The following is a 19048-nucleotide window of genomic DNA, read 5'->3' as shown; positions in this document are numbered from 1 at the left end:
GAAAAATGCAGCACACCAAGCACTGCATTTCGCCGTACTCAACAAAAAAACACACGTTTTCAAAACAGGAAAAGTGAAGCCTTCAAGCTTGGAGAGATCGGTGGCGCAAGGCCACCCCTGCAACGCTTAAACCAGCAGCATCACCAAAAACACCAGCCCCAACAAGGCGATATAGGCTTTGGCATGAATGCTGTCCGGGATCTTGCCGATCCAGCGCGAGGTGAAGCGAATTCCCAGCCAGGAGCCAATCACCAGCACCAGGCATGCGCGCAAGTCGATATAACCTGCATGCCAGGCCCCCAAGGAATCGGCATTCCAGGCCAGCATGGCGTAAGTCAGGCTCCCCACCACCGCCATCGGCAAGGACAAGGGATTGGCTGCGGCCGTGGCAGCGGTCATGCTGGCACCGCGTCGACGCATCAGGGGGACGGTGATCACGCTACCACCGACACCCAAAAAGGCGGCAATCGCACCAATAATTACCCCGGCCCCAGCACTACTGGCCTTGCTTAAAGGGCGCATGGTATTGCTGGACTCTTGGGTGAAGCCGGAACGAAACAGGCTATCCAGAATCGTCAGGCCCAGATACACCACAAAAACCCAACGTACCCAGGACCCGCTCAAGGCCATGGCTGCTGCCGCACCGGGAATCGCCCCCAAGGCGATGAACAGGAGCAAAGGACGCACTTCCCCCCAAGGCACAGTGCCCGCCTTGTGGTGACGCCAGGTAGACAGGCCAGCACCAAAAATCATGACGCAGGTGGAAGTGGCCACCGCAATATGCATGGCCGCCTGCCCCATCTGACTGTCCACGCCATACATGCCAATCAGCACCGAATACAGCACGGGAACCACCACAAAACCGCCACCGAAGCCAAACAGCACGGTGGTCACGCCAGCCAGCAAACCAAAAAACAGCAATAGAAAATACATAGCCGCCCATCAACACAGATGACAAAACCCAAGAATAGGTCGCCCTGCTTTGGCTGGCATGCTAAAACCGGTCAACAATACTTTCGTTTCGGCCAGAGGCTTGCTTATGCACAATGTACGACTGGATAGCGTAGATGCCACCCCTCGCCCCTTGCTGGCGATTGGCACGGACTACGCGCCGGGCACGCTGCTGGACTTTCATGTGCACCGACGGGCGCAAATGCTCTATGCCATGACCGGGCTGATGGAAGTCGAAACCGACGATGGCGCCTGGGTAATTCCACCTTATAGCGGCGTGTGGATTCCAGCTGGCAAACGCCATCGCGTTCGCATGCAAAGCGCCAGCACCCGAAGCTTATATATAGAGCCGGAAGCAGCACCTCGCAGCAGCACACACTGCGAAGTGCTGGTCATTACGCCCTTGCTGCATCACTTGTTGCTGGCCTCCCTGGCCTTGCCCGCTCTGTACGAGGAAGATGGCCGCGACGGCGCCTTGGCTCAACTGCTTCTGCATGAAGTCGGTTTGGCGCAAACCATGCCGCTCTTTGCCCCCATCCCTCAAGACCCATCCCTGGCCAAGCTCTGCAAAGACTTTTTAAGTCAGCCCAATATTCAAAGCACGCCAGAACAGTGGGCCGGGCAAATCAATAAAAGCCTGCGCAGTTTTACGCGCCTGTTCCGGCAACAAACTGGCATGAGTTTTAGTGAATGGCGTCAACAAGCCTGTCTGCTGGCGGCTCTGGCCAAGCTGTCTGCAGGCCAATCCGTCACACAGATTGCACTGGATCTGGGTTACGACAGCTCCAGTGCCTTTTCCACCATGTTTCGGCGCCGCTTGGGGCAAGCACCCAGCAACTTTATTCGTGTTCCTTGAAGGAACTGACAAGACAGCAACTTGATGGAAGCAGAAACAAAAAGGCCCCCGGAGCTCTGACATCCGGGGGCCTGCACTGCCCGCCTCAACTTATAAGCGGCCTGGCATCATGACTGGGGCTTAACGCGTGATACGCGCCCGTCCACCAATCGTTGCAGCCAGACTGGCCACGAAGGCACCTACCAGCAAGGACGCAAATGCCCACAGCGCGAAAGCAGCGGCAGCCTTGCGAGCGGTGTCAGCCGCTTCACGAGCTTGCTGCTCCAGCTTGTCGGCTGTTTCCTTGACTTGCTTTTGCACGGAGTCCAGGCGCTCCTTGGCTTGCTCGGGCGTCAAGCCGGTACGGTTGGCCACCAAACGCAGCAAGTAATCCTGATCCTGCTGGGACACCTCCCCTTCTTTGAGGCTGCGAGCCAGAATCCGGCTAACCTCACGTTCTGGGTTGCCAGTCTGAGCAGGTGCATTGGCAGGATCTGCCGGACGTAACAAGGTGTCGGTGAAATAGCCCAAACCAGGGCCTTGCGCCTGATCCTTGCCTGCCTGGCCTACGATGGCCGATGCCGCTCCCACTCCAGCCCCGGCCAGATTCGCCCCCGCCTGAGCCGTACCCGAGACCAGCGAGGCGACACCCGAGCCCAGCAAGAAGACGCTGACAACCGCACTCACGGCCCAGACCAGAAAACCATGCGCCGTATCGCGGAAATGAACTTCGTCACCGTGAACACCTGTCCAATTGGTACGCAGACGTCCAGTGACATAGCCCGCAATACCGTAGGCAATGATCTGCGTGACAAAAAGCCAGATAATCGTCCCGATAGCCATCGTGGTGCCTGAGGCCCCGTCATTACTCCACGGGGAAATCGCCATGAAACCCAGGCCGGTCCCGCCTACCAGCAAGGTCACCGTCATGGCAGCGGCAATAACCGCGCCCCCGATGACAGCGCCCCAAGACACAGCGGAGTGCGAAGACTCCGCCACGGCTTGCGTCCCCAAACCTGCATCCGAACCAAATTGCGTTGTAGCCATGATGATTCCTTATTTCAGATTGTGATCGCACGCACCTTAGTGCCAAAACAGAGCCAGCAAAATGATGATAGGGATAGGAACACCCAGAAGCCATAAAAGGATCGATCGCATAAGCCCTCCGTTTGAATGAAAAACAAGAACTGAATGCAGCAAAAAACACTTCACGCTCATTCTAGGCAGATAAAAAATCGATAAATTTTATAAAATGTAAAAAGAGAAACCGAATCAAAGCGCATGGCTGCAGGCCACCTCATTCTCAACATGGATAGACTCATGACCCTGGACGAAAAAGGGTTAAACCCTTTTTACATAAGCCCTACAGAGACAAGCGAGAAAGAAGCAGGCTATACGATCAGGCAGCACACACCCGCAAATCAGGCCTCGCCCAAGAATTTCACACAAAGCTTGTATGGCAATACATGCTTATTTTTTATTATCTTGAAATACTTGATTACGTAGCTGATTGAATTGAGCAGCAGCAATAATAAATAAACAAAATAGCTGCGATAAGAAAAACAAGGGTAAGTAGAAAAATAATTATCGAACCACAAGAAAAAAGAAAAAAGAAAAAAGAAAAACAACTTCAGAAGTAAAGTAAACAGAAAAAATCCAATACAGATATTGCAGACCTCCGCATTCACATCTGCACATGAAGTTCACTTGGCCAACTCACCACCTTCCTGACCTTGCTGACAGACTGCATCCCACACGCATCTGTCCTCAAAAGCGACAAAGAAAGCCACAAAACCGTGCATGGAAGGGGCAGACTCGGTTATCCTGTTGCCTCCATTCAAGCTCGGCCGCTGCGGTGGTAAACCGCGCATCATGCGCCTTCTGTATCCCGATACTGCCAAAGACGGCCTGCATTCACAGAGCCTAGCCTATGAGCGACCTCCAAAGTCTGATCGAATCGGCGTGGGAACAGCGAGCTTCCCTCTCCCCCCAAGAACACAGCATTGAACTGCGCACGGCCATCCATACCGTGATCGAAAAGCTGGATTACGGTTCCCTGCGTGTGGCGGAGAAAATCGACGGACAGTGGCAGGTCAACGACTGGGTCAAGAAAGCGATTCTTCTCTCCTTCAGGATCAACGAAAACCGCGTCATGGCCAGCGAGCCCGCTCCCTTCTATGACAAGGTGCCTCTGAAATTCGAGCAGCACGACCAGGCTGCGTTTGCCCAGGCAGGCTTTCGCGCCGTTCCCGGTGCTGTGGTACGCCAAGGCGCCTATGTAGCCCCCGATGTCGTGCTGATGCCCTCGTTTGTGAACATCGGCGCTTATGTCGGTGAAGGCACCATGGTGGATACCTGGGCCACCGTTGGTTCCTGCGCCCAGATCGGCAAGCATGTTCACCTGTCAGGTGGCGTCGGTATTGGCGGGGTATTGGAGCCTCTGCAGGCCAACCCCACTATCATTGAGGACAACTGTTTCATCGGTGCCCGTTCCGAAGTGGTGGAAGGGGTCATCGTGGAAGAGAACTCGGTGCTGGCCATGGGCGTCTTCCTGTCGCAAAGCACCAAAATTTACGAGCGCGAAACAGGCAAGATTTACCAGGGCCGTGTCCCTGCCGGTTCGGTAGTGGTCCCTGGTTCCCTGCCTTCGGCCGATGGGCTGTACAGCCTGGCCTGCGCCATCATCGTCAAGCGTGTGGATGCCCGTACCCGCGCCAAGACCAGTATTAATGATTTACTTCGCGCCTGAACATGAGCACTGACAATTCTGTACTAGACACCCTCAAAGCCCTGATTGCCCGCCCCTCGGTCACCCCTGAGGACGCCCACTGCCAGCAATGGCTGGGCGCAAGGCTGGAGCAAGCGGGCTTTAGCCTGGAACATCTGCCCAGCGGCCCGGTGTCCAATCTGTGGGCCCGCCGTGGCACCCAGGCGCCCTTGTTTGTTTTTGCCGGTCACACAGACGTGGTTCCTACCGGGCCGGAAGCGGCCTGGGACTCGCCCCCGTTTGAACCCACCGTGCGCGACGGTCAGCTGTATGGCCGTGGTGCGGCGGATATGAAAGCCTCGATTGCGGCCTTCATCCACGCAGTTGAGGAATTTACCCAGGCCCATCCTGAACACAAGGGCTCGATTGCCCTGCTGCTGACGTCGGATGAAGAAGGCCCCGCAACCGACGGCACCGTGCATGTGTGCCGTGTCCTGAAAGAACGTGGCGAACAACTGGACTACTGCATCGTGGGCGAACCTACCTGCTCGCGCCAATTAGGTGACACCATTAAAAATGGCCGTCGCGGCTCCCTGTCCGGCCACTTGATCGTAAAGGGTCGCCAAGGCCATGTGGCGTACCCGCAATTGGCCATCAACCCGCTGCATGTATTCGCCCCTGCGCTGCACGAACTGACAGACCGCATGTGGGACGCCGGCAATATCGATTTCCCGCCCACCAGCTTTCAGATTTCCAATATTCATGCCGGCACCGGCGCGGGTAATGTGATCCCCGGTCAGCTGGATGTGCATTTCAACTTCCGCTTCTCCACCGAGCAGACACCTGCCGGTCTGCAAGCCGAAGTGGAGTCCATCCTGCGCCGTCATCGTGTGGACTTCCAACTGGAATGGACACTGGGTGGCGAGCCCTTCCTGACAGAGGCCGGACCGCTAAGCCAGGCTCTTGCCAAGGCCATTGAAACCGAAACCGGCGTGGAAACCGATCTGTCCACGACAGGCGGCACCTCGGATGGCCGCTTTATCGCTAAAATCTGCCCTCAAGTGGTCGAATTTGGCCCGCTCAACGCCAGCATCCATCAAATCAATGAACACGTTGCTGTGGCTGATCTTGAGCCTCTTAAAAACATTTATCGCCGTACATTGGAATCCCTGCTTTGTTAAGCCCTTGCATCGATCATTCCTCCCTGCTGGAAGCCCAGCAGGAACTGCGCACCGTGCGTGACTTGTTGCGCTGGTCTGTCAGTCAGTTCAACCGCTGTCAGCTGACCTTTGGCCATGGCAGTGACAATGCCTGGGACGAGGCCGCCTATCTGCTGCTGCACACCCTGCATTTGCCCCTGGACACGCTGGACCCGTATCTGGATGCCACCGTGCTGGAGTCCGAGCGCGCTGCCTATCTGGCCCTGGTCGCGCGACGCTGCAACGAGCGCGTGCCCGCCGCCTACCTGACTGGCGAAGCCTGGCTGCAAGGCCATCGCTTCCGCGTCACCGCTGACACCATCGTGCCGCGCTCTCCCATTGCTGAATTGCTGGCAGAGCAATTGCAACCCTGGATTGCGGACCCCGATGCCATCTACAACGCCCTGGATTTGTGCACTGGCTCGGGCTGTTTGGCTATTTTGACGGCACTGGCCTTCCCACAAGCCCAGGTCGATGCCGTGGATCTGTCCGACGCCGCGCTGGAAGTGGCCCAGTCAAACATCGATGCCTTCGAGCTGAACGATCGCATGAGCTTGTACAAGAGCGATCTGCTGGATCAATTGCCGCCAACCGCTTACGACCTGATCATTTGCAACCCACCGTATGTGAATGAGCAGTCCATGCAAAACCTGCCCAAGGAATACCAGCACGAGCCACAACTGGCCCTGGCTGGCGGCGACGATGGTATGGATCTGGTGCGTCGCATTCTGGAAGCGGCCCCCAACTTCCTGGCACCCGAAGGTGTGCTGGTATTGGAAATCGGCAATGAGTACGACAATTTCATCGCCGCTTTCCCGGAGCTGGAGCCGATCTGGCTGAGCACGGAAACCGCTGAAGACCAGATTCTCTTGTTAAGCCGGGAGCAACTGGCTCTGTGATACGCGCAACTGGAATTACGCTGCGTCGCGGCGTCAAAGTCCTGCTGGACAATACTGATTTCATCGTCAACCCGGGCGAGCGCCTGGGCATTGTGGGCAAGAACGGTGCGGGTAAATCCTCGCTGTTTGCCTTGCTGCAAGGCGAGCTGGATCTGGACGGGGGTGACCTGAGCATCCCCGAAGTCTGGGAAGTGGCCAGTGTGCGCCAAACCATTCCAGACCGTGACCGCCCTGCCCGCGAATTTGTTATCGATGGCGACGAGCGCTTGCGTGCCTTGCAGGAAAAACGTGCCAATACGCCCGACAGCGATGGCCAAACCATTGCCGAACTGGAAAACGCCCTGATCGAAGCCGATGCCTGGTCCGCCCCCTCGCGTGCCGAGCAACTGCTGGCCGGTCTGGGTTTCCGCCCCGATCAGTGGATGCTGCCCGTGCGCGAGTTCTCCGGTGGCTGGCAAATGCGCCTGTCCCTGGCCCGCGCCCTGATGGCACCTTCTGACCTGCTCTTGCTGGACGAACCCACCAACCACCTGGACTTGGACGCCATGCTCTGGCTGGAACGCTGGTTGGGTTCCTATCCCGGCACGGTCCTGCTGATTTCGCACGACACCGAGTTTCTGGATGCGGTGGCCCGTTCGATTCTGCACGTGGATCAAGGCAAGCTGGTTCGCTACAAAGGCGGCTACAACGACTTTCTGGTGCAACGTGCCGAGCGCGTACAACAAAGCCAGATCGCCTACGAGCGTCAAACCCGTGAAGCCGCGCGTCTGCAAAGCTTTATTGATCGCTTCAAGGCCCAGGCCACCAAGGCCAAGCAGGCACAAAGCCGCGTCAAGGCTTTGGCCCGCATGCAGACCGTGACGCTCTTGCGCGACGACTCAAGCGTTTCCATTCGCCTGCCCTCGCCCGAATACACACCCGATCCCTTGCTGACATTGGATCAAGCCGATCTGGGTTACCCCGGTCAGGACAAGGCCATTTTGAGCCAGGTCCGTCTGATGGTGCGCGGCGGTGCCCGTGTGGGTATTTTGGGGATGAACGGTGCGGGTAAATCCACACTGGTCAAAACCCTGGCTGGCAAGCTGGAACCTATCAGGGGCGAGCGCCTGGAATCCAAAGGTCTGGTGATCGGCTACTTTGCCCAGCACCAGTTGGACTCCATTGACCCCGACTCCACTCCCCTGCAACATCTGGCCCGTCTGGCTCCGGATGTGCGCGAGCAGGAACTGCGCAATTACCTGGGCTCTTTCGGTTTTAGCGGTGATATGGTCACCAGCCTGACCGCTCCCTTCTCCGGGGGTGAAAAGGCGCGTCTGGCCCTGTCCCTGATTGTCTGGCAAAAACCCAATCTGCTTCTGCTGGACGAGCCAACCAACCACTTGGACGTGGATACCCGTGAAGCCTTGGCGGCAGCCCTGGCTGATTACGGTGGCAGCGTACTGCTGGTATCGCACGATCGCCATTTGCTGCGTTCTACCGTTGATTCGTTCTGGATCGTGGCCGATGGCCAGGTTCAGGAGTTTGACGGCGACCTGGAAGACTACCGCGACTGGCTACTGGCCCGCAGCGCGCAATCGCGCTCGGAAGCTCGCCAGGAAGCGCGTGCGGATACAGGTGCTGAAGGTACAGACCGAAAGACTCAACGCCGTCAGGAAGCCGAGCTGCGTCAACGGCAGGCCCAACAACGCAAGCCCCTGGAAAACCGCTTGAAGAAAGTGGAGTCGGCCATGGAGAAAGCTCAGCTGCGTTTGCAGGAGCTGGATACCTTGATGCAGGACCCCGACTTTTACTCGGACAGCTACAAGGACCAACGGCCCGCCTTGATGACCGAACATGGTGAGCTCACCAAAACGCATCAAACGCTGGAAGAAGAATGGTTGGAAATTCAGGAAGCGATGGAAGAGATTGGGCGACAGGTCTAGGCCTATCGACTCCGTTCTGCTCGTGAACTCCTGAGAAAAAAGGCGCCATATCTACAAAGATTGGCGCCTTTTTGTTGGAAGCTCTTGATGGTCTGCAAAACGCACATCGAAGCCTTACGAGTTTGCTGACTCCTGGGTATCTGAGCCAGGACTATGAGCAGAGGATCTATACACTCGTAAACTTGGCTATGTCATCTCGTTCTTCGTTTTGCTGTATGCCATTCAGCGCATACGTTTAGCCAAGGTGAGTCCGGCCAGCAAACAACAACAACAACAACAACAACAACAACAACAACAACAACAACAACAACAACAACAACAACAACAACAACAACAACAACAACAACAACAACAACAACAACAAACTCATGTGAGCCAAAACTCACTCGAAAACCGGCTCGACAACTCCGCTCACTTCCCCGCTTTCCCAGGGCTCGCACAGCCCAAATACCCACACAGCAAATCCACAATGGCTTCTTCCACCTGCTCCGGTGGATACGGCACACCGGGCGGAATGATCGCACCATGAATCAGGGACTCCAGACTTTGCATTACTACCCAGGTGGCTAAATCCAGATCCTGCGGGGCAACCTCGCTACGGTGCTCTTCCAGCAGTTGACGAATGCGGTCACGAATACTTTGATCAGCCTGGCTCTCGCTGGCTGGCGCATCAAAGAAAGGAAAATCCTTTTCCAGTACCCGATGCAATTCCGGGTCCACCCGATGCGCGGCCAACCAGGCTTTGACCAGATCACTCAAACGCCCCCGCAACCCCAGGGACTGCGTATCGGCCAGACTGCTTTCCATAGCCTGGTTCATTTGCAAAGCATGGCTTTCATGCAAGGCGGCAATCAGTGAGTCCTTATTCGGGAAGTACTGATACACCGAGCCCACGCTGACTCCAGCCACCTCCGCGACCACATTGGTATTGGTGCCAGCATAGCCACGCTCGGACAAAACGCGAGCTGTTGCCTCCAAAATCGCCTCCACCAAAGCCCGGGAACGGCTTTGACGCGGGATACGACGGGCTTGAGGGAGCGTTTGCATAAGAACTCCGAATGCGAGTTTTCGATGTGAGCAATTATTCATATTATCTCAAATATCGAGCAATTACTCATGTTTGGAGTGTTTCATGTCTGTACCCAATTCGGCGCAAGCCACCTCGAAGGCGCAGTCGCCACCTGCCGCCCATGTTTTTCTAACGCTACTCCCTATCACGCTGGCCGTGTTCGTCAGTTTTCTAAGTATCGGGCTGCCCCTGCCCGTACTGCCCTTGCATGTACACAATGTGCTGGAGATGAGTACGCTGGTCGTGGGCCTGGTTATCGGTGTTCAATTCGCAGCCGCTTTGCTCTCCCGTGCCTGGGCCGGGAATCTGGCTGATACACAAGGCTCCAAGCACGCCGTCATGCTGGGCTTGATGGTGATGTGCTTGTCCGGCCTGGCCTATCTGGCTTCGTTGAGCTTTGTCAGCACACCAACCCTATCGGTCTGGGTGCTGGTGATTGGCCGTATCTTGCTGGGCTGCGGTGAAAGCCTGATTGTGACGGGTGCCTTGAGCTGGGGCATCGGCCTGGTTGGCCCGCAAAATGCAGGCAAAGTCATGGCCTGGGTGGGTGTGGCCATGTACGGCGCCTACGCCGTCGGCGCCCCTCTGGGTGTTGTGGTGAACCAGGAGTACGGTTTTAACGGTATCGCCGTCGCCGTCACGCTGTTGCCTTTGATTTCCCTGGTGATGCTGCTTAAGGTCCGCGCCACCGCCCCCACTGCGCTACGTCGTACCCCTTTCTACCAAGTCCTGGGATTGGTCTGGGGCGCCGGTATGGGCTTGCTGCTATGCAGTGTCGGTTTTGGCAGTCTGACCGCCTTTATCGCCCTGCTCTTTGCTGATCGCAACTGGGGCAATGCTTCGCTGGCATTCACTGCCTTTGGGCTTGCCTTCATTGCTGCGCGCATGTTCTTTGGTCATCTGCCTGACAAGCTGGGCGGGGCACGCGTCGCTTTGCTGTGCGTGCTGGTGGAAGCAGTGGGTCTCTTGCTGATCTGGGGTGCCCACAGCCCTGCCATTGCGTACCTGGGTGCAGCCTTGACCGGATGGGGTTATTCTCTGGCCTTTCCTGGTTTTGGTGTCGAGGCCGTACGCCGCGCACCACCCGAAAGCCGAGGTGTCGCCATGGGCGCCTATGTCGCCTTTCTGGACATTTCTTTGGGCATCACCGGCCCTGCCCTGGGCGCAGTCGCAGGAACCTGGGGGCTGGAAGCGATTTATCTGTTCAGTGCAGTGGTCGTTAGCTTGTCTATACTGGTGGCGCTGCGTTTGATGCGTCATCCTATAGCCCAAGTTTGAACCCCGTTCCCGCAAAAGCAATTTCATAAAAGCAAAAGGGACTGAGCTTGCCGTTAGGCAGTCTCAGTCCCTTTTTAAACCTTAAACAAAATACCGCAAAGGCAGCTCAAGACAGCCTTATGGAGCTACATACAAAAGGCGGCCCTGTTTTCTGGCTTGTTCCAGCTCCTGCACTACCTGCTGACGCGTCTTATGAGCACTGTCCGCAGGCAGGACTGGATATTCATCGTCTGCAAAATCCAGCAAACCGGCTTGTTGAGCCTCTTGCAACTCCTGAACCACCTGAGCGCGCGTTTTAGCCGGACCTTGTGGAACTTTGGGGTAACCGTGCGCAGCGACGCTGATCAGCCCCTGTTCCCGGGCTTGCTCCAATTCCTGCACAACCTGGGCGCGACTCTTGCTGTAGCTCTGGCCCTGCACCTGTGCAGATCCGTCAGCCGCCCAAGCAGCGCTTGAAGCAATCAAAGCCGTGCAAGCCACTGTCCATAAACCTAATTTCATAATGAATCTCCTTGATAAAAAAAACCGCCTCTCCGCCAGGACCTAAACAGGTCGAGCAAAAGGAGGCGCAATGGGATTGGGAGGTGAAGAACGCAGCAGCACGGCCAGACACAAGGCCAGCAAGCTGCACCAAAACACCAGGTTGTAGGCGCTGATCTGTGCAGCGACCTGTGATTCACGAGCCAGAATGCGAGCCAAGGCGGCCACGCCGTCCGAAGCCCGCTCCATAACCAGAGGGTCACCCTCTACAAGATGGCTACTCAGACTGCTGCGGCTGATATCGCCTGCCATGCGCAGCCAGGTAGACACCAGCGTGGCGGCGGCAACAGGCGTAAAGACACGAGCAATGGGGACATACACACCCAAAGCCACTCCATGTTGAGGATTCAGATTGGTCACAAAAGCAGCAATCAACCCGATCAACATGGTGCTCTCGCCCACAGACTGCAAAATCAGGATCGAAACAAACTGCTCCACACGCCAGTCGTGGCTAATATGAGTTCCCAGCCAGGCGGTGAAGGCGATGATGCTTAGGCCGAGAATCATCATCAGGCGTGGCTCAAGACGTCGAGCCAGATAGATCGCCAGCGGAGTCGAGGCCAGGTAAGCCCCAAACGCAATCCAGGTGGCAGCACCCGCTTGCAGGGGTTTCAAGTCCCCCATCTGGGTCAGAAAGCTGGGGATCAGCAAAGACGTCGGTGTCATCAGCACGCCGAACAGGCAGGCAATAATCAGGCACACACGGATATTTCGATTGCTCAAAGCCATCAGGCTGGCAAAGGAGTTCTGCCTGCGCATGCCACGTCCTATGGCGGCCGCCACAAGCACCAAGCCACCGAGCAGAGCAGAAACAACCAGACCGGAATCAGTCCAGCCCAGCCGTTCCGCGGACTCTATCCCGACAAAGGCCAGCACCAAACCCGTACAAAACAAGGCCATCCCGCCCCAATCGGCGTTTTGCAATTGGTCGCGATCTATAGGCGTCAACGGCATGGCTTTCCAAGCCAGAAACGCAATCACTGGCCCCACAAAAGCAGTGGGCCAATACACCCAATGCCAACTGAACTCCTCCAGTAAAAAACCGGATGTGCCATAGCCCGCATCCATGCCGGTTGAAACACGCAAGCTGTACGCTGCCATGACAGCCAGCCAAAGCCGAGGGTGCACGCTGCGCAAAGCCAGGGACATCGTCAGTGGCAGGTAAATCCCCAGACAAAGTCCGGCCAGTCCGTGCAGGCTCAACAAGACGGGGTAATGATGGGCAAAGAAAGGGATCAAAAAGGCGGCCAAGCCCAACAGCAGGCTGGGCACCAGCAGTACCCGGGTCGGCCCGATTACGGTTGCCAGCCACGGCGCAATCGGCATGGAGATCAACTGCGCCGCATTCAAGGCCGTTCCCAACCAGGCCGCCTCCAGCACATCCAAGCCAAACTGGCCGCGCAAGTCTGGCAAGGCAGCGGAAAACAGACGCCCTTGCACGGTGGTCAAGACCGCGCCCAGGAAGATCGCCATCACGGTCAGGATGGGGCGTGCGGTTTGCGTATTAGCCATCAGCCTGGAGAACGGCATGGTCAGCCCTCCTGAGCCCGAACGACGGCCAGTTGACGAGTCTGTTTCAAACCCGGCATGTCATAAGCCGCAACGTGGGAACCCGCCGTGTCGATTCCGGCCTGTGCCGACATACCGGGGCGCAGACGCTCCAACTGTGCCTGGCCCGGCTCCAGCTCAATACGCACCGGTATGCGCTGCACCACTTTGGTGAAATTCCCGGAGGCATTATCGGCAGGCAATAAGGAAGACTCGGCCCCGCTCATGGGTGCAATCTCTACTACGCGCCCCCGCCAACTGCCACCGGGCAAGCCATCCACGGTCAACTCCACCGGCTGCCCAGGCTGCACATGCGCAAGCTGCGTTTCCTTGTAGTTTGCAATAACGTAGGCCTGCTCCAGGGGGACGATGGAAACAATCTGCGTGCCCTGGTTCAACAAGCTGCCTACTTGCACATGACGCTTGTTCAAGACCCCGTCAAAAGGGGCCACAATCCGCGTATAGCCCAAATTGCGACGAGCAGACTCCAAGGCAGCTTCAGCCGATTTCAAATCAGCGGTACGAATCGCACGCTGCCCCTGCAGAACCTTCAGGGAGTTTTTCGCCAGCTCCACTTGCGCGGTAGCGGCCTCCCCTTGGCTGATTGCCTCATCCAGATCGGCCTGGGCGTTTTCATAGCCTTGCCGTGACAAGGCACCTTCCTTGACCAGCCTTGCCTGACGCGAAGGATTATTACGATATTGCCGCACGCGCACCTGCACGGAGCGCAGCTTGGCTTGCGCCTCTTTAATACGCGCCTGTTGCTGTGCAATTTCACCGTCCAGATTGTCCAGATGGGCCTGCGCCTTGGACTGTTCCGCCCGCGCTGCCGCCACGGCAAGCTCATAATCGGCCGGATCAATCTGCGCAATCAGATCCCCCGCCTTGACCTGCTCATAATCCCCCAAGGGCAAGGCTTTCACGTAGCCCGAAACCTTGGCACTGAGCACCGCAAAGTCGGATTTCACGTAAGCATTCTGAGTGCTCTGTATACGGCGGCTACTGGTCCACTCGTTCCACTGCGTGGTCGCCAGAATCAGCAGCCCAATCATGGCCAGGCAGCCCAGCCAAGGAGCCAGCCGCAGGCCCAGCGCTTTGCGTTCCGTTGAAGTTGTTGAGGTGCTCATAACCGTATCCCTGCTCAATCAAAAATCACAACCTAACACTGTTAGTCTATGAGCGAATGATACACTAACAGCGTTAGATTGCAAATATCGGAGAGAACATGGCAACAAAAGCGCCCCGTATTCAACGTGAACACATCATCCAGACAGCGCTGGACTTGCTGGACCAGGAGGGGCTGGAAGGCCTGACTTTGCGCAAACTGGCTCAGGCCCTGAATATCCAGGCCCCCTCGCTGTATTGGCATTTCAATGCCAAGCAAGCTTTGATTGATGGCATGGCTGACGCGTTGGTAGAAAACGTGGCGCGACACAGCCCAAGCAACCAAGCCTGGGATGAACAAGTTCGGCATCTGGGTCTGGAGTTCCGGCAGGCCCTGTTGCAAAGACGAGACGGCGCTCGAGTCTTTGCGGGTACCTATGTAGTCACCGACAATGTGCTGCGCACCAGCGAAGCCTTTTTGTCCGCTTTCATGCAGGCAGGCGCAGACAGCCAATTTGCTGCCGAGGCCAGCTTTAGCCTGATTTACTACATTCTGGGTTTTGTCATGGAGGAACAGGCTCTGGGGCCTGGCAGCACATTGGACCTGTCTTTACGCAAACAGGCTTTTTTAGAATTGGCTCAAGAAAAGTACCCCAGCAACTGGCAGGCACGTGAGGCGATTTTTTCCGATGACTTTACGGGCCGTTTTATCACTGGCCTGAACCTGTTGATTGATGGTACAAAGCAGCGCATTCAAAACAAATCATAAACAGACATTCTCAGGACCCGCACATGCACGTTGCTACACAGGAATTCCCCCGTATCTGGATCTCGAACAGCGCCCCATCCAATTGGAAAGCGGAACTGGAAGCCTTGCTGGATCAAGGACAACGCTTTGTCTTGCTGACCCGCGAGCTGCCTGGTGCAGAGGAAGGCACGGACAAGGAGGAGTTCTCGCAATGGATCAAGGCCAACCGCAGCCGTCTGAGCGTGTCCTGTGCCGCCAGCCTGGTAGTTGTCAGCAATGCCTTGATGGCCTTTTCCTTGAATGCCTTTGTCGCCCCTTTGAGCGAAAAATTCGGCTTTCCAGTCCGCGTAGTGCATGAGGACGATCTGGACGCGCAAGTTACCGCTTTTCTGGCTGCCAGCCCGGAAGTCGCAGACAGCTAAGCAGTACGAGTTGCAACTTTATAGGCCCTACACTGTCCATTATCTTTTCTGATTTTGGCTGTCACCCGTTTGAGCCTCTCCCCACATCTCCCCACACTGCCGCCTGTACTGGCAGGCCCTCTTTTGCGTCGCCTCGATTCCCGGCGCCTGGTGCTATGGCTGGTTGGCAGTTCGGCCTTGACCCTGGACCTGGTCCTGCAAGCAGAGGGTGCCGCTCCCCAGCGTATTTCGCTCAGTAGCGAGCACTGTCGCATCGTACAGTTGGGCAAGCAGGCCTATATCCACTTTCTGGATGTACCGCTAACTACAGCCCTGCCCCAAGACACGCTTGTTCACTACGATTTGCTCGCCTCAATCGAAGGAGGACCGGAGCAAGGGATTGCTGATTGGGCTCCCCATCTGCTGCACCAGGGTCAAACCCGGCCCAGCTTTGTCCTGGCCAGCCGCGCTGACAATCTGATGTTTGGTTCCTGCCGCAAGCCTCATCACGCCGCACGCGATGGTTTGGCTCAGGCAGACACAGTCTTGAGCGAGCACATTACCCAGGCCCATGCCCGGCCTGCCTTGCTGATGCTGTCCGGAGATCAGGTTTACGCCGACGATGTGGCCGGTCCCATGCTGGCGGCCATTCATGCCTTGATTGAGCGGCTAGGCTTGTATGGGGAATATCTGGAAGGCGCCGTCGTCTCGGATAGCGAATCGCTTTACCGGCACCCCGCCAGCTACTACCGACGTGCGGATTTGCTGCCTGCCTTCAAATCCAACGAAGATCTGCGCGAGCGCTTTTTTGGTGGTGTGGAAAAACCGATTTTCACCACTGCCAACGCACACAATCACTTGGTCACGCTGGCCGAAGTCATGGCCATGTATTTGCTGGTTTGGTCCCCCATCCCATGGCAAATCATTCCAGAGCCTGAGCCTCCCCAATTGGAGCCCAAGCATCAGCAACGCTGGCAACGCGAGGCACTGGCATTGGAAGGTTTCCGTCAGGACCTGCCCCAAGCAGCACGCCTTTTGGCCCACGTGCAAACCTTGATGATTTTTGACGACCACGACATCACCGATGACTGGAATTTGTCTGCGAAATGGGAAAGCGTCGCCTATGGCCATCCTTTTTCACGGCAGATCGTAGGCAATGCCCTGATCGCCTATATGTTGTGTCAGGGTTGGGGCAACCGGCCCGAGGTGTTTGAGTCGGTGCTGAATACGGTGACCGCCTGGACCAGCCAGCCGGATGAATATCAGCGTCTTGAACATGAAGCTCAAGATGCGCTGATCAAGGAACTGCTGGAGTTTCGCCAATGGGACTATGTGCTGCGCACCCAGCCTACCCTGATCGTGCTGGATACACGCACGCGCCGCTGGCATAAACGCCGTTTGCCCAGTCGCCCGTCCGGACTGATGGACTGGGAATCCTTGACCGAGCTTCAACACGAATTGCTGGATGAGCGCGCCGCCATCATTGTGTCGCCCACGCCCATGTTTGGCGTCAAGCTGATCGAAGTCATACAAAGCATTTGCACGTACGCGGGTTTTGCCCTGACGGTGGACGCCGAGAACTGGATGGCCCACAGAGGGGCTGCCAACACCATGCTGAACATCTTCAGGCACTCACGCACACCCGGAAACTACGTGATTCTGTCCGGCGATGTGCACTACTCCTTTGTCTACGATGTACAGGTGCGCCATAGCGGGCATATTCCACATATCTGGCAAGTGACCAGCAGCGGCATCAAGAACGAATTTCCGGAAGCTTTATTGAACTGGCTGGATCGGCTGAACCGCTGGCTCTACTCGCCGCGATCCCCTCTGAACTGGTTTACGCAACGCCGTGACCTGAGCATCAGCCCGCGTCTGCCGGATCAGCGCAAACATGGAGAACGGGTATGGAATGGTTCCGGAATCGGCCAGATCTGGCTGGATGAGGAAGGTCGCCCCGCCCGCATCCTGCATCACAATGCCAACAAAAAGCCGCCTACCGAATTTCTGCCTCCGGATCAGGAGAAGAAAGGGTAAGGCGGCTAGCGTCTGGCTACAGCAGGTGGAACTTACTGACCCGCTACAGAGCTGACATAGGTGGCGACAGCATCACGCTCTTCGTCACTCATGGTTTGTGCAAAAGAAGGCATGGCGCCCATGCCTTCTTTCATGACCTTCAGGATCTGTTCCTTGCCTGGCTTGAGTTCATCCAGATCCGGACCAATGGCCCCGGCTGAACCAGCATCAGCCAAGGTATGACAGACCGCACAGGCAATGGGTTTGGCACCTGTCAGAAACAGTTCCTTGCCTTGCTCCTGAGCGTAGGCTTGAGTACTAAAAACAAATACAGATACTGCAGCAACTAGATATTTCTTCATGATTCCCTTCCATAGCCGCCCCGAGCTAACGGGGCGGGTACAACATTCAAGACTTAAACGACCGTGACAGCCAGCATGTGGTCGCGCCAGCTGTTGTTCAGATAGCCACGGTTATTAGGTACGCGCTCTTCAGGCTGTACCGTGCCTGCTTCGCTGGTAGCGCGACTGGCAATCTCGTACTTGCCTGGTTTCAAATCCACGCCTGCAACGAACTGACGCCACGCATACTTGCCCAGATCAGGGCCTACAAACGTCGCTTTCACCCAGTTCTTGCCACCATCCACGGACACTTCCACTTCTTTGGCTGCCGACATGCCTCCAAAAGCCAAGCCCTGGATCTGTACCTTGCCGGCCTTGAGTTCTTCGCCAGGCTCACCACTAGGGCTGGTCACCCAGGACTTGACAGGCATTTCCCAAACCGACTCCTGATTGGGGTTGGACTTCTCACCCACAGGCGCCAAACGGTAGCTGTTTTGCTGAATGTTGGCAGCAGACTGCTCTTTGGTAAACGCCAGTTGCTTGATGTACTTGACGTTATTGACCCCGGTGTAACCCGGCACGATCAAGCGCAAGGGGCCGCCGTGAGCCAAGGGGATGGGCTGACCATTGATTTCCCAGGCCAGGATAGCGTCATCAATGGCTTCCAGGGGAATCGAACGCTCTACCATAATGGTGTTCGGGTCCAGCCCCTGAGGAATTTCCTCGCCGCCCTGACCGGTCATGTACTTGGCGCCCTCCTCCATGCCGCCCACAGCCTCCAGCACGGCCTTGATCGGCACGCCGGTAAAGACCACACAGCCAGCGGCACCTACCGTCCACTGAGTACCACTGGGTTTTTCAGGGAAAAAAGCACGACCATTACCCGAACACTGCAGCACCATGGGCACAGCCACCAGACCCAGGCGTTTCAGCTCGGCGACGCTCATGTCTTTCGGGTTCTTCACACCCTTGATCGACAGCACCCAGGCGTCCGGATCAGCCACGATCTGCTCGGATGGGGGGGCCACGTTATTACGCACGAACAAGCGATCCAGCGGCGTGATCAAACCCGAGCCAAAAGCGCTGCGTTTGGTTTCAATAGTGTTGGCACTATGCACAATCAAGCTGTCGGCATGTTTCCAGGATGCATAGGCTGGCAGGGCCTTGGCCTGCGTTTTTGCCTTTTCCTGAGCCAGTGCCGCTGACAAAGGAGTCAAGCTTGCTGTACCGGCCAGGGCCATCACCCCGCCCGTCGACAAAAGCATACGCCGGCGTGAGAGATTGCTAGGTTCCATGATCGCCTCCATGTGTGTTTGTTATCTGTAATTAATTTAGGCTTCGATTTTATGGGGGCACCAGCTTTATAACTAGAATCTATAACCCTTATATATAACGATCATATAGAGCTTTAAAGAAGGAAGACAAAAACGGGAAAGTCGCTTGAAACAAGGGTTTCCCTGCAATCTCTGTGTTTATCCAAAACGTGAAAT

The 19048-nt window shown here is 56.4% G+C and carries 17 protein-coding genes and 1 pseudogene; 10 read left to right on the top strand and 8 right to left on the bottom strand.

Annotated elements, in window-relative coordinates; genetic code table 11:
- Positions 1 to 126 precede the first annotated feature (126 nt).
- Positions 127 to 933, bottom strand: coding sequence for a sulfite exporter TauE/SafE family protein (locus tag KOE80_RS12755; protein ID WP_226349276.1), 807 nt, complete (start codon positions 931 to 933; stop codon positions 127 to 129).
- A 106-nt stretch (positions 934 to 1039) separates the two neighbouring features.
- Between KOE80_RS12755 and KOE80_RS12750 the strand changes: the two genes are divergently transcribed.
- On the top strand, positions 1040 to 1807 hold the full coding sequence (locus KOE80_RS12750) for an AraC family transcriptional regulator (protein ID WP_226349275.1): 768 nt from the start codon (positions 1040 to 1042) through the stop codon (positions 1805 to 1807).
- Positions 1808 to 1927: 120 nt separating this feature from the next.
- Here KOE80_RS12750 and KOE80_RS12745 read toward each other — a convergent pair whose 3' ends face one another.
- Positions 1928 to 2833 (bottom strand): hypothetical protein, encoded by a 906-nt coding sequence (locus KOE80_RS12745; RefSeq protein WP_226349274.1) that lies wholly within the window; start codon positions 2831 to 2833, stop codon positions 1928 to 1930.
- A gap of 883 nt (positions 2834 to 3716) precedes the next feature.
- Between KOE80_RS12745 and dapD the strand changes: the two genes are divergently transcribed.
- From dapD to KOE80_RS20550, 5 genes and pseudogenes are all read left to right on the top strand, one after another.
- A complete protein-coding gene (dapD, locus tag KOE80_RS12740; RefSeq protein WP_026482863.1) occupies positions 3717 to 4535 on the top strand; it encodes a 2,3,4,5-tetrahydropyridine-2,6-dicarboxylate N-succinyltransferase in 819 nt (272 codons plus the stop codon).
- 2 nt (positions 4536 to 4537) lie between these two features.
- The gene (gene dapE, locus KOE80_RS12735) at positions 4538 to 5674 is read left to right on the top strand and encodes a succinyl-diaminopimelate desuccinylase (protein WP_226349273.1); all 1137 of its coding nucleotides are present in this window, start codon (positions 4538 to 4540) and stop codon (positions 5672 to 5674) included.
- Entirely contained in the window at positions 5668 to 6591 is a 924-nt protein-coding gene (prmB, locus tag KOE80_RS12730) for a 50S ribosomal protein L3 N(5)-glutamine methyltransferase (protein WP_226349272.1), read from the top strand. The genes dapE and prmB overlap by 7 nt, the downstream gene beginning before the upstream one ends.
- Complete coding sequence (locus KOE80_RS12725; RefSeq protein ID WP_226349271.1) at positions 6588 to 8513, top strand: ABC-F family ATP-binding cassette domain-containing protein; 1926 nt, start codon at positions 6588 to 6590, stop codon at positions 8511 to 8513. The genes prmB and KOE80_RS12725 overlap by 4 nt, the downstream gene beginning before the upstream one ends.
- Positions 8514 to 8765: 252 nt before the next feature.
- Positions 8766 to 8855: pseudogene (locus KOE80_RS20550) on the top strand (hypothetical protein); the annotation flags it as partial.
- 69 nt (positions 8856 to 8924) lie between these two features.
- On the opposite strand, the gene KOE80_RS12715 reads toward KOE80_RS20550, so the two are convergent.
- Positions 8925 to 9560, bottom strand: a complete 636-nt coding sequence (locus tag KOE80_RS12715) for a TetR/AcrR family transcriptional regulator (protein WP_226349269.1) — start codon at positions 9558 to 9560, stop codon at positions 8925 to 8927.
- A gap of 85 nt (positions 9561 to 9645) precedes the next feature.
- Between KOE80_RS12715 and KOE80_RS12710 the strand changes: the two genes are divergently transcribed.
- Positions 9646 to 10860 (top strand): arabinose transporter, encoded by a 1215-nt coding sequence (locus tag KOE80_RS12710; protein ID WP_226349268.1) that lies wholly within the window; start codon positions 9646 to 9648, stop codon positions 10858 to 10860.
- 117 nt (positions 10861 to 10977) lie between these two features.
- Here KOE80_RS12710 and KOE80_RS12705 read toward each other — a convergent pair whose 3' ends face one another.
- The 3 genes from KOE80_RS12705 to KOE80_RS12695 are packed head-to-tail and all read right to left on the bottom strand — an operon-like array spanning position 10978 to position 14075.
- Positions 10978 to 11361, bottom strand: coding sequence for a DUF4148 domain-containing protein (locus KOE80_RS12705; RefSeq protein ID WP_226349267.1), 384 nt, complete (start codon positions 11359 to 11361; stop codon positions 10978 to 10980).
- A gap of 42 nt (positions 11362 to 11403) precedes the next feature.
- Positions 11404 to 12930 (bottom strand): MFS transporter, encoded by a 1527-nt coding sequence (locus KOE80_RS12700; RefSeq protein ID WP_226349266.1) that lies wholly within the window; start codon positions 12928 to 12930, stop codon positions 11404 to 11406.
- Positions 12931 to 12932: 2 nt separating this feature from the next.
- Complete coding sequence (locus KOE80_RS12695; protein ID WP_115635123.1) at positions 12933 to 14075, bottom strand: HlyD family secretion protein; 1143 nt, start codon at positions 14073 to 14075, stop codon at positions 12933 to 12935.
- Positions 14076 to 14173: 98 nt separating this feature from the next.
- Between KOE80_RS12695 and KOE80_RS12690 the strand changes: the two genes are divergently transcribed.
- The 3 genes from KOE80_RS12690 to KOE80_RS12680 all read left to right on the top strand — a co-directional run bounded on the left by KOE80_RS12690 (position 14174) and on the right by KOE80_RS12680 (position 17238).
- Positions 14174 to 14821 (top strand): TetR/AcrR family transcriptional regulator C-terminal domain-containing protein, encoded by a 648-nt coding sequence (locus tag KOE80_RS12690; protein WP_009455727.1) that lies wholly within the window; start codon positions 14174 to 14176, stop codon positions 14819 to 14821.
- A 23-nt stretch (positions 14822 to 14844) separates the two neighbouring features.
- Entirely contained in the window at positions 14845 to 15222 is a 378-nt protein-coding gene (locus tag KOE80_RS12685; protein ID WP_083053752.1) for a hypothetical protein, read from the top strand.
- A gap of 123 nt (positions 15223 to 15345) precedes the next feature.
- Positions 15346 to 17238 carry an alkaline phosphatase D family protein gene (locus KOE80_RS12680; protein WP_226349265.1) on the top strand — a complete coding sequence of 631 codons (1893 nt, stop codon included), beginning with the start codon at positions 15346 to 15348 and terminating at the stop codon, positions 17236 to 17238.
- A gap of 32 nt (positions 17239 to 17270) precedes the next feature.
- Here KOE80_RS12680 and KOE80_RS12675 read toward each other — a convergent pair whose 3' ends face one another.
- Entirely contained in the window at positions 17271 to 17579 is a 309-nt protein-coding gene (locus KOE80_RS12675; protein ID WP_052159170.1) for a c-type cytochrome, read from the bottom strand.
- 53 nt (positions 17580 to 17632) lie between these two features.
- Complete coding sequence (locus KOE80_RS12670) at positions 17633 to 18853, bottom strand: sulfite oxidase (RefSeq protein ID WP_170978564.1); 1221 nt, start codon at positions 18851 to 18853, stop codon at positions 17633 to 17635.
- Positions 18854 to 19048 lie beyond the last annotated feature (195 nt).

It is taken from the genome of Alcaligenes sp. 13f, assembly GCF_020496585.1.
Taxonomy (GTDB): domain Bacteria; phylum Pseudomonadota; class Gammaproteobacteria; order Burkholderiales; family Burkholderiaceae_B; genus Alcaligenes; species Alcaligenes phenolicus.
The sequence above is the reverse complement of the archived record's forward strand: the minus strand, read 5'-3'. Positions and strand labels throughout refer to the sequence as shown.

Bases quoted from the DNA above. Each gene is read 5' to 3' on its own strand.
- KOE80_RS12755 (WP_226349276.1), bottom strand. From the start codon at position 933: ATGTATTTTCTATTGCTGTTTTTTGGTTTGCTGGCTGGCGTGACCACC.
- KOE80_RS12750 (WP_226349275.1), top strand. From the start codon at position 1,040: ATGCACAATGTACGACTGGATAGCGTAGATGCCACCCCTCGCCCCTTG.
- KOE80_RS12745 (WP_226349274.1), bottom strand. From the start codon at position 2,833: ATGGCTACAACGCAATTTGGTTCGGATGCAGGTTTGGGGACGCAAGCC.
- dapD (WP_026482863.1), top strand. From the start codon at position 3,717: ATGAGCGACCTCCAAAGTCTGATCGAATCGGCGTGGGAACAGCGAGCT.
- dapE (WP_226349273.1), top strand. From the start codon at position 4,538: ATGAGCACTGACAATTCTGTACTAGACACCCTCAAAGCCCTGATTGCC.
- KOE80_RS12715 (WP_226349269.1), bottom strand. From the start codon at position 9,560: ATGCAAACGCTCCCTCAAGCCCGTCGTATCCCGCGTCAAAGCCGTTCC.
- KOE80_RS12710 (WP_226349268.1), top strand. From the start codon at position 9,646: ATGTCTGTACCCAATTCGGCGCAAGCCACCTCGAAGGCGCAGTCGCCA.
- KOE80_RS12705 (WP_226349267.1), bottom strand. From the start codon at position 11,361: ATGAAATTAGGTTTATGGACAGTGGCTTGCACGGCTTTGATTGCTTCA.
- KOE80_RS12700 (WP_226349266.1), bottom strand. From the start codon at position 12,930: ATGCCGTTCTCCAGGCTGATGGCTAATACGCAAACCGCACGCCCCATC.
- KOE80_RS12695 (WP_115635123.1), bottom strand. From the start codon at position 14,075: ATGAGCACCTCAACAACTTCAACGGAACGCAAAGCGCTGGGCCTGCGG.
- KOE80_RS12690 (WP_009455727.1), top strand. From the start codon at position 14,174: ATGGCAACAAAAGCGCCCCGTATTCAACGTGAACACATCATCCAGACA.
- KOE80_RS12685 (WP_083053752.1), top strand. From the start codon at position 14,845: ATGCACGTTGCTACACAGGAATTCCCCCGTATCTGGATCTCGAACAGC.
- KOE80_RS12675 (WP_052159170.1), bottom strand. From the start codon at position 17,579: ATGAAGAAATATCTAGTTGCTGCAGTATCTGTATTTGTTTTTAGTACT.
- KOE80_RS12670 (WP_170978564.1), bottom strand. From the start codon at position 18,853: ATGGAACCTAGCAATCTCTCACGCCGGCGTATGCTTTTGTCGACGGGC.